This is a genomic window from Mumia flava (assembly GCF_002797495.1).
GTDB lineage: Bacteria > Actinomycetota > Actinomycetes > Propionibacteriales > Nocardioidaceae > Mumia > Mumia flava.
Window position 1 is genome coordinate 297310 of sequence record NZ_PGEZ01000002.1, and the last position, 13644, is coordinate 310953.

17 protein-coding genes are annotated in these 13644 nt (G+C 73.9%); 7 read left to right on the forward strand and 10 right to left on the reverse strand.

Annotation, left to right across the window (positions count from 1 at the left end):
• The first annotated feature begins 77 nt into the window (after positions 1-77).
• Both CLV56_RS15570 and CLV56_RS15575 read left to right on the forward strand, forming a co-directional pair.
• Positions 78-746, forward strand: a complete 669-nt coding sequence (locus CLV56_RS15570; RefSeq protein WP_039345093.1) for a potassium channel family protein — start codon at positions 78-80, stop codon at positions 744-746.
• Complete coding sequence (locus tag CLV56_RS15575) at positions 746-1420, forward strand: potassium channel family protein (RefSeq protein WP_039345089.1); 675 nt, start codon at positions 746-748, stop codon at positions 1418-1420. Before CLV56_RS15570 ends, CLV56_RS15575 begins: the two co-directional genes overlap by 1 nt.
• 10 nt (positions 1421-1430) lie before the next feature.
• Here CLV56_RS15575 and CLV56_RS15580 read toward each other — a convergent pair whose 3' ends face one another.
• The 4 genes from CLV56_RS15580 to dut are packed head-to-tail and all read right to left on the reverse strand — an operon-like array spanning position 1431 to position 3774.
• Positions 1431-2180, reverse strand: a complete 750-nt coding sequence (locus tag CLV56_RS15580; RefSeq protein ID WP_100415244.1) for a DUF3159 domain-containing protein — start codon at positions 2178-2180, stop codon at positions 1431-1433.
• The gene (locus CLV56_RS15585; RefSeq protein WP_039345087.1) at positions 2177-2533 is read right to left on the reverse strand and encodes an OB-fold nucleic acid binding domain-containing protein; all 357 of its coding nucleotides are present in this window, start codon (positions 2531-2533) and stop codon (positions 2177-2179) included. The genes CLV56_RS15580 and CLV56_RS15585 overlap by 4 nt, the downstream gene beginning before the upstream one ends.
• A 40-nt stretch (positions 2534-2573) precedes the next feature.
• Positions 2574-3266: a DUF3710 domain-containing protein gene (locus tag CLV56_RS15590; RefSeq protein ID WP_100415245.1), complete on the reverse strand. Its 693-nt coding sequence runs from the start codon at positions 3264-3266 to the stop codon at positions 2574-2576.
• A 55-nt stretch (positions 3267-3321) separates the two neighbouring features.
• Positions 3322-3774 carry a dUTP diphosphatase gene (gene dut, locus CLV56_RS15595; RefSeq protein WP_039345084.1) on the reverse strand — a complete coding sequence of 151 codons (453 nt, stop codon included), beginning with the start codon at positions 3772-3774 and terminating at the stop codon, positions 3322-3324.
• A gap of 51 nt (positions 3775-3825) precedes the next feature.
• Between dut and CLV56_RS15600 the strand changes: the two genes are divergently transcribed.
• Positions 3826-4296 carry a DUF3093 domain-containing protein gene (locus tag CLV56_RS15600; protein WP_039345081.1) on the forward strand — a complete coding sequence of 157 codons (471 nt, stop codon included), beginning with the start codon at positions 3826-3828 and terminating at the stop codon, positions 4294-4296.
• Between the two features lie 95 nt (positions 4297-4391).
• Positions 4392-4739 carry a DUF4235 domain-containing protein gene (locus CLV56_RS15605; RefSeq protein WP_100415246.1) on the forward strand — a complete coding sequence of 116 codons (348 nt, stop codon included), beginning with the start codon at positions 4392-4394 and terminating at the stop codon, positions 4737-4739.
• A gap of 160 nt (positions 4740-4899) precedes the next feature.
• Here the strand turns inward: CLV56_RS15605 and CLV56_RS15610 are convergent, their stop codons facing one another.
• The 3 genes from CLV56_RS15610 to CLV56_RS15620 all read right to left on the reverse strand — a co-directional run bounded on the left by CLV56_RS15610 (position 4900) and on the right by CLV56_RS15620 (position 7266).
• Positions 4900-5196, reverse strand: a complete 297-nt coding sequence (locus tag CLV56_RS15610; protein ID WP_039345079.1) for a DUF4193 domain-containing protein — start codon at positions 5194-5196, stop codon at positions 4900-4902.
• A gap of 103 nt (positions 5197-5299) precedes the next feature.
• On the reverse strand, positions 5300-6118 hold the full coding sequence (locus tag CLV56_RS15615; protein WP_039345184.1) for an inositol monophosphatase family protein: 819 nt from the start codon (positions 6116-6118) through the stop codon (positions 5300-5302).
• Complete coding sequence (locus tag CLV56_RS15620) at positions 6115-7266, reverse strand: ferrochelatase (RefSeq protein WP_100415497.1); 1152 nt, start codon at positions 7264-7266, stop codon at positions 6115-6117. The genes CLV56_RS15615 and CLV56_RS15620 overlap by 4 nt, the downstream gene beginning before the upstream one ends.
• A 100-nt stretch (positions 7267-7366) precedes the next feature.
• On the opposite strand from CLV56_RS15620, the gene CLV56_RS15625 reads away from it, so the two are divergent.
• The gene (locus CLV56_RS15625; protein ID WP_157805189.1) at positions 7367-8581 is read left to right on the forward strand and encodes an MFS transporter; all 1215 of its coding nucleotides are present in this window, start codon (positions 7367-7369) and stop codon (positions 8579-8581) included.
• Here the strand turns inward: CLV56_RS15625 and CLV56_RS15630 are convergent.
• The gene (locus CLV56_RS15630) at positions 8575-9192 is read right to left on the reverse strand and encodes a trimeric intracellular cation channel family protein (protein WP_245857963.1); all 618 of its coding nucleotides are present in this window, start codon (positions 9190-9192) and stop codon (positions 8575-8577) included. The genes CLV56_RS15625 and CLV56_RS15630 overlap by 7 nt on opposite strands.
• Before the next feature lie 127 nt (positions 9193-9319).
• On the opposite strand from CLV56_RS15630, the gene sepH reads away from it, so the two are divergent.
• Positions 9320-10381, forward strand: coding sequence for a septation protein SepH (gene sepH / locus CLV56_RS15635; protein WP_100415248.1), 1062 nt, complete (start codon positions 9320-9322; stop codon positions 10379-10381).
• 31 nt (positions 10382-10412) lie between these two features.
• Here the strand turns inward: sepH and CLV56_RS15640 are convergent, their stop codons facing one another.
• The gene (locus CLV56_RS15640) at positions 10413-10778 is read right to left on the reverse strand and encodes a hypothetical protein (RefSeq protein WP_100415249.1); all 366 of its coding nucleotides are present in this window, start codon (positions 10776-10778) and stop codon (positions 10413-10415) included.
• 149 nt (positions 10779-10927) lie between these two features.
• On the opposite strand from CLV56_RS15640, the gene CLV56_RS15645 reads away from it, so the two are divergent.
• Entirely contained in the window at positions 10928-12040 is a 1113-nt protein-coding gene (locus tag CLV56_RS15645) for an NYN domain-containing protein (RefSeq protein ID WP_039345073.1), read from the forward strand.
• 37 nt (positions 12041-12077) lie between these two features.
• On the opposite strand, the gene CLV56_RS15650 is transcribed toward CLV56_RS15645, so the two are convergent.
• The gene (locus CLV56_RS15650) at positions 12078-13643 is read right to left on the reverse strand and encodes a glycerol-3-phosphate dehydrogenase/oxidase (RefSeq protein WP_245857964.1); all 1566 of its coding nucleotides are present in this window, start codon (positions 13641-13643) and stop codon (positions 12078-12080) included.
• Between the last annotated feature and the right edge of the window lies 1 nt (position 13644).

Genomic DNA, 13644 nt, shown 5'->3' on the forward strand with positions numbered 1-13644 from the left:
CGATCGTAGACCCGATCGCGGCCGTCGGCGCCGCGCGGACCCCGACGAGGCCGCGCAGCAGGTGTAGCGTCGCTCGCGTGCACATCGTGATCATGGGCTGCGGTCGCGTCGGCTCCACGCTCGCCCGCAGTCTCGAGGCCCGCGGTCACGCGATCGCCGTGATCGACTCCAACCCCGACGCGTTCCGGCGGCTCGGGCCGAGCTTCGCGGGCATGACCGTGACCGGACTCGGGTTCGACCGCGACGTGCTGAGGCGCGCCGGCATCGAGCGGGCCGACGCCTTCGCCGCGGTCTCCTCGGGCGACAACTCCAACATCATCTCGGCGCGCGTCGCGCGCGAGCAGTTCGGCATCGACACCGTCGTCGCACGGATCTACGACCCCGGACGGGCCGAGGTGTACGAGCGGCTCGGCGTGCCGACGGTGGCGACGGTGACCTGGGCGGCCGACCAGGTCCTGCGCAAGCTCATCCCGGCCGGCGAGGAGCCGGTCTTCCGCGACCCGAGCGGCCAGGTCCGCGCCGACCAGCTGTTCGTGCCCGCCCCGTGGATCGGCCACACCATCGACCGGCTCGAGCGGGCCACCGGGGGCCGGGTCGGCTACGTGACCCGGTTCGGTGCGGCGATGGTCGCCGCACCCGACCAGGTGCTGCAGGAGGGCGACGTGCTGCACCTGTTCGCGTACGAGGCGGGCGCCGACGAGGTCTTCGCGGTCCTGGACCGCGGGCCGCGAGAGGAGGAGGACTGATGCACGTCGCGATCGCCGGAGCCGGGTCGGTGGGACGCTCGATCGCCGCCGAGCTCCTCGAGAACGGTCACCGGGTGCTGCTGATCGACAAGAGCCCTCGCGCGATCAAGTCCGACGCCGTCCCCGAGGCCGAGTGGCTCCTCGCCGACGCCTGCGAGCTGTCCGCGCTCGAGGAGGCGCACCTGCAGCGCTGCGACGTCGTGATCGCCGCCACCGGCGACGACAAGGCCAACCTGGTCGTGTCGCTGCTCGCGAAGACGGAGTTCGGCGTCCCCAGGACGGTCGCCCGGGTGAACCACCCCGACAACGAGTGGCTGTTCAGCGACGAGTGGGGCGTCGACGTCTCCGTCTCCACACCGCGGATCATGTCCGCGCTCGTCGAGGAGGCCGTGACCGTCGGAGACCTGGTGCGGCTGTTCACCCTGCGCCACAGCAACGCGAACCTCGTCGAGCTGACCCTGCCGGACGACTCGCCGTACGTCGGCAGCCGTGCCGGGGACGTCCCGTGGCCGCGCGACGTCGTCCTCGTGGCGATCCTGCGCGAGCACGGCATCCAGATCCCGGAGGCGGACCGCTCCCTCGAGGCGGGTGACGAGCTGCTGTTCGTGGCAGCGCAGGAGTCCGAGGCCCAGCTCCAGCACCTGCTCGCCCCGGTGGAGCACCGCGAGCTCTGAGCGGACGGACTCAGTCGCGCGGCTGGAGCGGCGGACGCAACGACAGGGCCTCGTCCGACAGGAGCCGGGCCGCCTCGGCCGGGTCCTCGATCGGCGTGTGGTTGCGCCCGAGCAGGTACGCCATCGCCGCGAGCGCCGCCACCTGCAGCGGCCACCCCATCGCGATCTTGGCCGTCCCGAGCAGCGCGACCTGGTCGGCGGCCCACAGCGGGTACTGGACGATCACCCGCAGCACGCACGGGATCGCCAGCAGCCAGGTCAGCTGCGCGCACAGCCGCACCATCCGCTTGTCACGGCGCCAGCCCGTCAGGTCACCGGTCACGCTGCCGACGAGGTAGCCGACGAGCGGGTGGCCGACCAGGATCGTCAGGATCAGCACCACGGCGTAGACGCCGTTGTAGATCAGGCCGGGCAGGAACGCGTCCCTCGCCTCCCCGCTGCGCAGCGCGAACACCGCGGCGATCCCGATGCCGAACAGCGAGTTGATCACGAACTGCGGAGTGCTGCGCTGCACGATCCGGACGAGCAGCGCCACCACCGCCAGCCCGCCGCCGATCCACAGCGAGCGCTCGAGGTCGCGGGTGATGATCCACGACAACGTGAAGCCGATCGTCGGGATCGCGGTCTCGACCATCCCCCGCACCCCGCCGAGCGCCTGGGCGAGCCGCGCCCGCACGACCTGCTCGACGGTGGCGTGCGTGGTCGGGGTCGACGGCCGCTCCTGCGCCGTGCCGTCCTCGGAGGTCGTCTCGTCGCTCATCGGCTCAGCTCGTATCGGGGGTTGTAGATCACGGTGGTGCCGTCGCGGCGTCCGAGGCGGCCGTGGGCCGTCAACGAACGGCCCGCGTCGATCCCGGTGATCCGTCGGCGCCCCAGCCAGACCAGCGTCACCGAGCCGGAGCCGTCGTAGAGCTCGGCCTCCAGAGCACACATCCCGCTGCGCGGACGCAGCGTGACCGTGCGGAGCTGACCGTGCACCGTCACCCGGTCACCGATCCGCTGATCGGTGACCGGCCCGCACCCCGCACCGGCCGCCTCCTCACGGAGCTCCGCGGCCTCGGCACGGTCCTGCAGACCGGACAGGCGACTGCGCGCACGCTCCAGAAGGCTCATGCGAACACCCTACGACCCGACGTCGCGACCCTCGCGGGGATCAGGCCTTCTGCTCCATCCGGACCGCACCCGCCGGCACGACCACAGGGATCTGCTCGCGCGGCGGCATCGGGTCGCCACCGCGGACGACCACGACCTCGCGGACCGCCTGCTCGAGCACGCTGTCGTCGTCGGGCTCGGTCGCGAGCCGCCCCATGAAGGTGCCGCGGAGCAGCCAGCGCGGGCCGTCGATCCCGATGATCCGGGTGGTCTGCACCCCCTGCTTGCCGTCGGCGAGCTTCACGGGGACCTCGACCCGCAGCTCGGCCCCGAAGCTGCCGTCGCGCTCCTCGACCTTGCCACCGACCCGCCCGACCTCCGCGACGATCTCGGGGCGGACCTGCGACCACAGGCCGCCGGAGCGCGGAGCGGCGAACGCGCGCAGCTCGACGGCGCTCTCGTCGCCGCGCATCACGACCGCGGACGCGGCGCCGGTCTCGGGGTCGGTCGGGATCTGGAGGTCGAGCCCGACCCGCCCGTGCAGGACCATCGCACCGACGTCGACCCAGGTCGGGTCGTCCTCGGGGACCTCGCGCTCCGAGGAGTCCCAGGGACCGTCGCTGCGGTCGAACCGCGACGTGGCCGACGGCGTCTCCCCGACTGTCTCGGCCTCGGTCTCGGTCGCCTCCGAGCCGACCTCCGCCTCGCTGCCGGCGGACTCGGCCTTCTTGCTGCGTCGACCGAACATGGTCATCCCTTCCTCGTCTCCTGGGCCCGGCGCTGCGCGACCAGCGTCGGCCCGGCCGCGATCACGCGCCGGACGCCACGAACCCACCCGTCGAACCGTACCCCCCGGTCCCGCGGGCCGAGTCCGGGAGGGCGTCGACCTTGCGGAACTCCGCCTGCTCGACCTGCTGCACCACCAGCTGGGCGATCCGGTCGCCCCGCGACAGCACCACGGGCTCGCTCGGGTCGAGGTTCACCAGGCACACCTTGACCTCTCCACGGTAGCCCGCGTCGACCGTCCCGGGGGCATTCACGATGGACAGCCCGCAGCGGGCCGCCAGACCGGAGCGCGGATGGACGAGCCCGACGTAGCCGGGCGGGAGGGCGATGGCGATCCCGGTCGGGACCACTGCACGCTCACCGGGCGCGAGACGCACGTCGACCGTGGTGCACAGATCCGCTCCGGCATCGTGCGGATGGGCGTAGGCCGGCAGCTCCACGCCGGGCTCCAGACACGTGACCAGCACCTCGACCATGCAGCGACCCTACCGGCACGCTGCGGCGTGGCCGCATGGCAACCTTGACGCATGACGCGCGACGCCGCCGAGCCGTACTACCGCGAGACTCTCGGCGTCCCCGTCGGATGGTGGGTGGGCGCCGCCGCCGTCCCGGTCGTCGTGTGGTGGTCCCTCGTCCTGGCGGCCCCGGGATGGTTCGCGGCAGGCGCCGCGCTGGCCGTCGCGGTCGCCGTCGCGATCGCGCTGGTGCACTACGGCAGAGCCGCCGTGGAGGTCACGAACCTCCACCTCCGCGCGGGATCGGCACGCGTCCCGCTGGCCTACTGCGGCCGGGTCGAGGCACTCGACGCCGCTCAGACCCGGGCCCTCCACGGGCCGCAGGCCGACGCGCGCGCGTTCTTCTTCCTCCGCCCCTACCTCTCCACCGCCGTGCGGGTCGAGATCACCGATCCGCACGACCCGACGCCGTACTGGCTCGTGGGGACCCGGCACGCCGCTGACCTCGCCGACGCGATCACGGCCCGGCTGGCGCGCGGCTGAGGCCGGGGCGGCCCCCGCCCGGTCGCCGAGGCGCTAACGTTCGGTTCGGACCCGAACGGGAGCCGCAACGGCTCCGCACCGACGAAGGAGACACCGTGGCGCGATCCCAGGCGTCCAAGGCGAAGGACAAGGCCAAGAAGAAGAGCAAGCCGGGCAAGGCCGCCTGGAAGCTGATGGACCGGGTCTCGACCCTCCTCTCCGCGATGGCGGCGGCGCAGGCCGCCTCCCTGGTCTGGCGCGCCGCCACCGGGCGCAAGCCCCCGACGGTCGAGGAGTCCCACCGGCCCGACATCAGCACGCGCGAGGCCGTGACCTGGGCGGTGCTCGCGGGTGCGGCCGCAGGGCTGATCAAGGTCGTCGTCCACCGTCAGGCCGTCAGCTACTGGGTCCGGTCGACCGGCGAGCTCCCGCCGGGCATGAAGGGCCCCAAGCCGAAGGTCTGACCGGCGGCACCACCCGGCGGCACGGCGAGACCGCCGAGGCCGGCTGCGACCGGACGCGACGAAGCCCCCGGACCCTGAGGGGTCCGGGGGCTTCGTGTGTCGCTGGGCCGTGTTGGCCTGGTGCGTCCCCGTGAACGTCCCGCGCGCGGCGCGGCGCGGCTCAGGCGCAGTCGACGCAGATCAGCTGCTTGCCCTTCGTGTGAGCCAGCTGGCTGCGGTGGTGCACCAGGAAGCACGACGAGCAGGTGAACTCGTCGGACTGCCGGGGGACGACCTGCACCGAGAGCTCCTCGTGCGACAGGTCGGCGCCCGGGAGCTCGAACGACTCCGCTGCCTCGACCTCGTCCTCGTCGACCTTGCCCGAGTTCTTCTCGTGCCGACGAGCCTTGAGCTCTTCGATGCTGTCTTCCGACTGCTCCTCTTCCGTCTTGCGAGGAGCGTCGTAGTCGGTCGCCATGAACCCTCCTCTAACGTCTCTCGTCCCGACCGGCGGCCGGGTTCATCCCAATTCGATAACTTCAGGCGCGCAGATTGTGCCACACGGAGAACCGCGACCCAAGTCAGAACCCACAAGCGCGCACGAGCGCGAAAAATTCCCCCGCGAACGCCGCCGGGGCCGCCATCGTCAGCCGCTCGTCCGGCTCACCGTCGAGGCCGGCCAGCTCGACGCCCGCCTCGTGGGCGATCAGGCCGCCGGCGGCCAGGTCCCAGGGCTGGAGGCCCTGCTCGACGTAGGCGTCCAGCCTTCCGGCCGCGAGTCCGCACAGGTCGAGTGCCGCCGATCCCGTGCGACGAACGTCACGGACGGACTCGAGCAGGCGTCCCACGGCGGCGGCCTGGCGCCGGCGTACCTCCAGCACGTAGTTGAAGCCGGTCCCGACCAGGGCCGAGGCCGCGCTCGGCGGGGGGACCGCCTGCAGCCGCCGGGCTCCGCGCGCCGGGCTCTCGCGCCGGAAGGCACCGTGGCCCCGCGTCGCGGTGAACTCCTCCCCGCGGACCACGTCGAGCACGCAGGCCGCCTCGACCACCTCGTCGACCCGGGCTGCGATGCTGACCGCGTACGCAGGGATGCCGTAGACGAAGTTCACGGTCCCGTCGATCGGGTCGACCACCCACACGACCGCCGAGCTGCCCTCCTCGAGGCCGCCCTCCTCGCCCAGGAAGCCGTCGTCGGGTCGCGCGCCGAGGAGGTGCTCGCGGATCACCCGCTCGGTGGCGCGGTCGATCTCGGTCACCGGGTCGGTGGGGCTCGACTTGGTCGCCGCCACCTCGACGCGCCCCGGGCCGCGGTGCGTCCGGACGTACGCCGCGCCCGCGCGCGCTGCGGTGGAGGCGAGCGTGACGAGCGCCTCCGGGTCGGTCGTCGCGGCCTCGCTCATCCGTCGGACCCGCAGAGGGCGGGACGGGCGCCGCGCGGGTTCGCGCAGCATCCCGCAGGGCAGACCGTCCAGGACGGCGGGAGGGAGCCCACGACCGGTGGGTCGGGCTCCTCGTCGCGTGCCTGGGCGGCACGCTCGACGACGAGCTCGCGGATCGCCGCGACGAACCGGCGGTCGACACCGGGGGTCGGTACGCGGGCGAACCCGAGGCCGACCCGCTCCGCGGTCGCCCGGGCCTCCGTGTCGAGGTCGTAGACGACCTCCATGTGGTCGCTGACGAATCCGATCGGGACCACCACGACGGCGTCGACCCCGTCCTGCGCCAGCGCTTCCAGGTGGTCGTTGACGTCCGGCTCCAGCCACGGCACGTGCGGCGAGCCGGACCGCGAGCAGTAGACCAGGTCGTACGCGCGCTCCACGCCGCTGCGTGCTGAGACCGCGGCGGCGACGCTCGACGCGACGTCGCGGTGCTGCTCGACGTAGGCACCTCCGCCGTGCTCGGTGCCGTCGGCGACCCACCGGCCGCTGGCGTCGTTCATCGTGTCGGGGATCGAGTGGGTGACGAAGACGAGACGAGCACCGTCGGCGTCGCGCCCCTCGCGCTCGAGCTGCTCGAGCGCGGCGACGGTCCCGTCGACGAACGGCGCCTGGAACCCCGGGTGGTTGAAGTAGTGCCGGATCCGCTCGAGCCGCGGCGCCTCCGCTCCGGTCGCCTCGACGGCGTCGGCGAGGTTCTCGCGGTACTGACGGCAGCCCGAGTACGACGAGTACGCGCTGGTGAACAGGCACACCGCCCGCCGTACGCCGTCGTCGCGCATCTGCGCCAGCGTGTCCGACAGGTACGGGTCCCAGTTGCGGTTGCCCCAGTACAGCGGAAGGTCGATCCCGTGGGTCCGCAGCTCGAGGCGGAGCACGGCGAGCAGGTCGCGGTTCTGGTCGTTGATCGGTGACCGCCCGCCGAAGCCGAAGTAGTGCTCGCCGACCTCGACCAGCCGCTCGCGCGGGATCCCGCGCCCTGCGGTGACGTTCTCCAGGAACGGCACGACGTCGTCCGGCTTCTCCGGTCCCCCGAAGGAGACCAGGAGGAACGCGTCGTACGGGCGGGTGTCCGGCGGTGTCACGACAGCGTCGTCGTCCCATCGATCCATGGCGACCATCCAACCAAGCGCCGGGTTATCGTGCAGTCGTGGCCCCCGCCGGGGCCACCCGGAGGTTCCCTCCGCCACACTCGCCCAGGACGTACCTCCCGTGCTCGACTCCTACCGCCGGATCCTCCGGCTGCCCGGCGCGCTCGCGTTCACCGCCGCCGGCCTGCTCGCCCGCCTCCCGATGTCGATGCTCGGCCTCGGCATCGTCCTGCTCGTCTCGGCGCAGAGCGGCTCGTACGCCCGCGCGGGCGCGATCTCCGCCGCGGCTCTGGTCGCCTGCGCGGTCGGTGCACCGGTGCAGGGCCGGCTGGTCGACCGGCTCGGACAGCATGTCGTGCTGCCGGCGACCGCCGCGGTGTTCGGGCTGGGGATCGGCCTCGGCCTGGTCGCGATCCACGAGGGCGCGCCCGACCCGCTCCCCCACCTCTGCGCCGCCGTGGCGGGGTTCGCACTGCCGCAGGCCGGCAGCATGGTGCGGGCGCGGTGGACCTACGTCGCACCCCCGTCGTCGATCACCACGGCCTTCGCGCTCGAAGCCGTGCTCGACGAGGTCGTCTTCATCGTCGGACCGGTCCTGGTGACGTTCCTCGCGACCGCGATCAACCCGTACGCCGGGCTCGTGGTCGCCGCCGTCGCCAGCGTCACGGGGTCCGTCGCGCTCGCCGCCCAGCGGCGCACGGAGCCGCGGGCCTCGCGGCGGGACAGCGGGGCAGCGGTGCGCGAGAAGCTGGCGTTCGGCGTGGTGGCGCCGGTCGTCGTGGCGTCCCTCGGGTTCGGGGTGCTGTTCGGGGCCGCCGAGGTCGTGACCGTCGCGGTCGCCGACGAGGCCGGCCACAAGGCGGCCTCGGGAGCCCTGCTCGCGGTCTGGGCCGCGGGCAGCCTCGTCGCCGGCTTCCTCGTCGGCGCCCTGCCCTCGCGCGTCCCACCGGTCGTCCAGCTGCGCTGGATCACCGCGATGCTGACGCTCAGCGTCGTGCCGTTGCTGCTCGCACCGAACCTGTGGGTGCTGGCCGGTGCGCTGCTGCTGTCCGGCCTCGCGATCGCGCCGAGCATGGTGGCCACCACCCGGATCATCGAGCAGGGGGTTCCTCGCTCACGGCTGACCGAGGCGATCGGGTGGTTCAGCACCGGCCTGGCCAGCGGTGTGGCCCCCGGCGCGGCGGTCTCGGGGTGGGTCGTCGACACGTGGGGCGGATCGAGCGGCTACCTCGTGTGCCTGGGCGCGGGGGCGGCGGCGTTCGCCGGCTCGTGGGTGATCCGTCGACCGCGGCGGCCCGAACGGGTCACCGTCGCCGAGCCGGAGCCTGCTCAGTAGCCGTCCATCCCGGGCGGCAGCGGAGCGTGCCAGTCCCGGCGCAGCGCGAGCAGGCGCCACCCGGTCGCCACCGTCGCCCCGCAGGCGATCACGGCCAGGTCGTCGAGCCCGAGCCGGACCGCGGCCACCGCCACCCCCGCGCCCGCCAGCGCCGGGAGCGCGTAGAGCTGCTCGCGGAGCACGACCGGGACCCGGCCCGCGAGGAGGTCGCGGATCACGCCGCCGCCGATCGCCGTCACCATGCCCATCAGCGCTGCCGAGACGGCGGGCAGGCCGAACTCGAGAGCCAGGACGGCCCCGGTCACGCAGAACAGCCCCATCCCGGCGGCGTCGAACACCGCGATCTCCCGCTCGATCCGGCCGAGCCCGCGGTGGAAGCGGAACGCCACGAGCCCCGCGACGACGGGCACGGCCAGGTAGCGCCAGTCCTCCAGGGCCGCCGGCGGGATCTGCCCGACCAGCACGTCGCGCAGGAACCCTCCGCCGAGTCCGGTCGCGGTCGCCAGCACGAGCACCCCGAACAGGTCGAGCGGCTTGCGCACGGCCACGAGCGCACCGGACAGCGCGAACGCTGCGACGCCCGCGAGGTCGACCGCCACGTACACGTGCACGTCCACGACCGTAGCCGCCCGGGAGGGGCCCGGCGACGACGGGTTCGGCGCGCTTGCTTGGATTGAACCCCGTCGCGACCGAGACTGGGGCGAAGACGAGGCGAGAGCAGGACCGGAGGAGGACCCGATGCGTGACCTCACCGTCGTGGGGCTGAGCGAGGATCAGCGGTACGTGATCCTGCGCGGCGCCGTCGGTGAGCAGTACCGCGTCCCCGCCGACGACCGGCTCCGCGCCACCCTCAGGAACGACCGGGCACGACTCGGCCAGTTGGAGATTGCGATGGACAGTGCACTGCGCCCGCGAGACATCCAGGCTCGGATCCGCCGGGGAGAGTCGCCGGACGACGTCGCCGCGGCCGCCGAGCTGCCGGTCGAGCGGATCATGGCCTACGCCTACCCGGTGCTCGCCGAGCGCGAGCACATGGCGGAGCGTGCCCGCGGCGCCACCGTGCGCCGCAAGCACGCCCAGTCGAACGCGCTCACCCTCGGCGAGGCCGTCGACTCGAGCGTGCGCTCGCGCGGCAGCGACCCCGAGTCCGCCGACTGGGACTCCTACCGCCGCGACGACGGCCGCTGGACCGTGACGGTCGAGGCGGACGGGCTGCGCGGCAGCTACGTGTTCGACCCGGCCGGCCGGTACACGTTCGCGGAGGACGACGCGGCGCGGGAGCTGGTCGGCGACGTGCCCTCGGAGTCGGAGATGGCGATCGCCGACGCCGTGAGCCGTCCGGAGCAGGCCGTCGTGAACGGCGGTCCCGATGCTCGCGTGGCGTCGCTCCGGCAGGCGCGCGAGCGCAGGGCCGCGGCGGTGGCCGACGAGCCGTTCGGTGTCGGTGGCGCCCCCGCGGAGGAGCCGCGGACCTCGGCGTCCGGGCGCGGCGACGCTCCCGAGCGGGCCCGGGCCGAGCGCGACGCCGGCACGCGCGAGAGCGACGGCGACCAGCTGAGCCTGCAGGATCTCGCCGGACCGTCGGAGGAGGAGCCGACCCTGGAGCTCGGGGAGCCGGGTCGGTCGGCGGCGCGCGGCGCCGCCCAGGACCCGCCGGGACGGCCCGCGGGCGAGGCCGACCAGGCCGAGGGCGAGTCGGACGAGGCCGGCGAGGCGCCGCCGCGCAAGCGCAGCCCGCGCCGCAAGGAGCGCCGACGCGTCCCGTCCTGGGACGAGATCATGTTCGGCGACAAGGCCTGAGCCGCGTCGGCCGCCCGGCGCGAACGACGCCTCAGGAGGTGGGCTGGGTCGAGCTCAGCGTCACCGAGCCGCGGCAGATCTGCGCGACGTCGAACGCCTGACCTCCGGCCTTGAACGTGCCGTTCACCACGACGCGCACGGTCCGGACCTTCCCCGGGTTCCCGTCCGCGGTCGAGAGCATCAGCGTGGCGCTCGCACCGTCGGGGTTGACGTCGATCGACCCGACGCCCGCGGTGACCGACTCCGTCAGCGGAGTGTTGTCGCCCTGGACGAGCACGGTCCCACCGTCGGCGACACCACGGCACGCGGAGTCGTCGGGCTCGTCCGACCCGCACCCGGTCAGGGCTGCCACCGAGACCACCGCCGCGATCATCCCCGCCGTCGCCCGTCCCGCCACCGTGCCTCCTCGTCGATCCGCCTCGCGCCCACCCTAGCCGGACCCCGTCAGGACGGCTGCGCCCTGCTCGCGCCGCTCGGACCAGGGCACGGCCGACGGTGCCGTGTCGGCAAGACGCCGCGGATCCGTCGGCGTACTAGCCTGACCGGATGAGCCCCACGACGCGACCGAACCGGCACGCCATCCTCGTCGACGCGGGCTACCTCCTGGCGTCCTCGGCACAGGTGCTGGTCGGGACGTCGCTGCGACGGGCGATCGCGGTGAGCTGGGAGCGCCTGGTCACGGGGATCACGTCGGCCGTCGCCGAGTCGACCGACACCGAGCTGCTGCGCGTGCTCTGGTACGACGCCACCAACACCCCGTCCCACCGCCTGATGTCGGAGGAGCACAACCTGATCTCGCTCCTGCCGGACGTGAAGCTCCGCCTCGGGCGGGTCAACAACGAAGGGGCGCAGAAGGGCGTCGACACGCGGATCGCGCTCGACATGGTCAACCTCGCGCTGCAGGGCGCCGTGTCGGAGATCTACCTGGTCTCCGGCGACGACGACCTCACCGAGGCCGTCGACATGGCCCAGGACTACGGCGTCCGGGTCAGTCTCTTCAACGTGCCGAACGACGAGGCCAGGATCGGGGTCCACGCCACCGCCATGAACCTCGCCCGCGTGGTCGACGACCGGCTGCGGATCCCGCTCGAGACCCTGCAGGGCGCGATCGGTCCGGTCCCGCGCCCGGTGCCCCGCCCCGCGGTCGCGGCGGCTCCGACCCCGGCAGCGGGGACCTCCGAGCCGACGACCGTCGGCGCGGGCGTCGCGGCGGGCACGGTGTCCGATGCCCGGACGGCCGCGCCGGAGACACCCGAGGTCGCCGTGGAGGCGACGCCGCCGCCGTTGCGGATCCCGACACCGGCCGAGGTCGCCCGGGTCCACAACGGGACCCCCACGTACGAGCCGCCGGCGGCGTCGATCGCCTACACCTCGGTCAGCGGGTCACCCAACCGCACCGGCCCGTACGACCCGGACGCCGACCTGCGGGCGGAGATCCCCGACGTGGTTCGCACGGTGGTCCGCAACTGGCTGGACTCGGCGACGCAGACCGACGTCGCCTCCCTGGTCGCGACGAAGCCGACGATCCCCGGCGACGTCGACTCGACCCTGCTCACCGATCTGGTCGCGCGGGCCGACGACCGGCACCGCGTGCTCGAGACCGAGACCCGCTGGCAGCTGCGCGAGGCGTTCTGGGCGGAGCTCGACCGTCACGTCTGACCGTCGGTGTCGCGGCGAGCCGCTGCCGGCGAGGTGCTCAGCCGTCGGCCAGGGCGACCCGGGCCGCGTCCAGGGCGCGGGTCCGTGCGTCGGGGTCCAGACCGATCCGCGTCCGGCGGTCCAGCAGGTCGTCGACCTCGAGCGCACCCTCGTGGCGCACCGCGAACCGCAGCTCGGCCGCGGTCACCCCGGTGCCGTGCGCGACGGGGGCCGACCCGTCGGCACCGGTGGCGAGCACGGCCGTGGCCTCGGTGCCGTAGCGCCGGACCAGACGCGCCGGCGCGGCGACCCGCGCCAGAGCCTGCGGTGCCGCCGCACCGACCAGCGGCAGCGACCGGGTCCGGCACGGTCCCGCTGCGAGCCCGGCGGACAGCAGGGCGGCGTCGACCGCGTCCTGGGCCATCCGGCGATAGGTCGTGAGCTTGCCTCCGACCACCGAGACCAGACCGTCGCCGCGGGTCACGACGGCGTGGCGCCGGCTCAGGTCGGCGGTCGCCCCGGCGCCCACGTCGAGCAGCGGACGGAGCCCCGCGTACGTGCCGATGAGGTCGGACGGCTCCAGCGACGTGCGCAGCGCCCGTGACATCGTCGACAGCAGGAACGTGACCTCCTCGGCGCTGGCCTGCGGGTCGTCGGGCACCGGCCCGGGGGCGTCGACGTCGGTGAGCCCGACGATCACGCGGCCCTCCGGCGCCGGGAGGGCGAACACGAACCTTCCTCGAGCTCCCGGCACCGGCACCGTCAGCGCCGTGCGCAACCCGCCGAAGACCCGCTGGGGCAGGACGAGGTGGCTCCCCCGGCTCGGTCTCAGCACGATCGTCGGGTCGATCGCTCCGGCCCAGACGCCGGACGCGTTCACCACGACCCGCGCGTCGAGGTCGATCACGTCGCCGCTCAGCTCGTCGCGCAGCCGTGCTCCGCGGCCCCCGACCTCGACGGCCGAGGTCCGGGTCAGGATCCGTGCGCCGTACGACGCCGCGGTGCGGGCGAGCGCCACGACCAGACGGGCGTCGTCGACCAGCTGGCCGTCGGTGTGCACGAGACCGCCGCGCAGGTCGCCCGTCCGTACGGTCGGCGCCAGGGCGACCACGGCGTCAGGCCCCACCCGCCGGGACCGCGCGAGGCGGCGGCGGCCGGTCCAGGCGGCGAGGCGCAGCCCGTCCCCCGCGAGGGTGCCCGCCCTCAGCAGTGCCGCCTGGCGGGCATCGATCTCGGCGGTCAGCGGGATCGTCTGCGTGAGCGGCCGGATCAGGTGAGGTGCGGTGCGCTCCATCAGGATCCCGCGCTCGACCGCGCTCTCGTGGGCCACCCGGACGTCGCCGGAGGCGAGGTAGCGCAGTCCGCCGTGCACGAGCTTGGAGGACCATCGGCTCGTCCCCCACGCCAGGTCGTGGCGCTCGGCCAGGACGACCCGGAGCCCGCGGGAGGCGGCGTCGAGCGCCACGCCGGTGCCGGTCACGCCGCCGCCGACGACGATCAGGTCGACGGCCGGGCGCCGACGCAGTGCGTCGAGGTCGGCGGCCCGGCGGGCCGCGGACAGCGACGAGCCGGCTCGGATCCCGGCGGCCCGGCCGTCGGGTCCGTTGCGTCGGTGAGACATCATG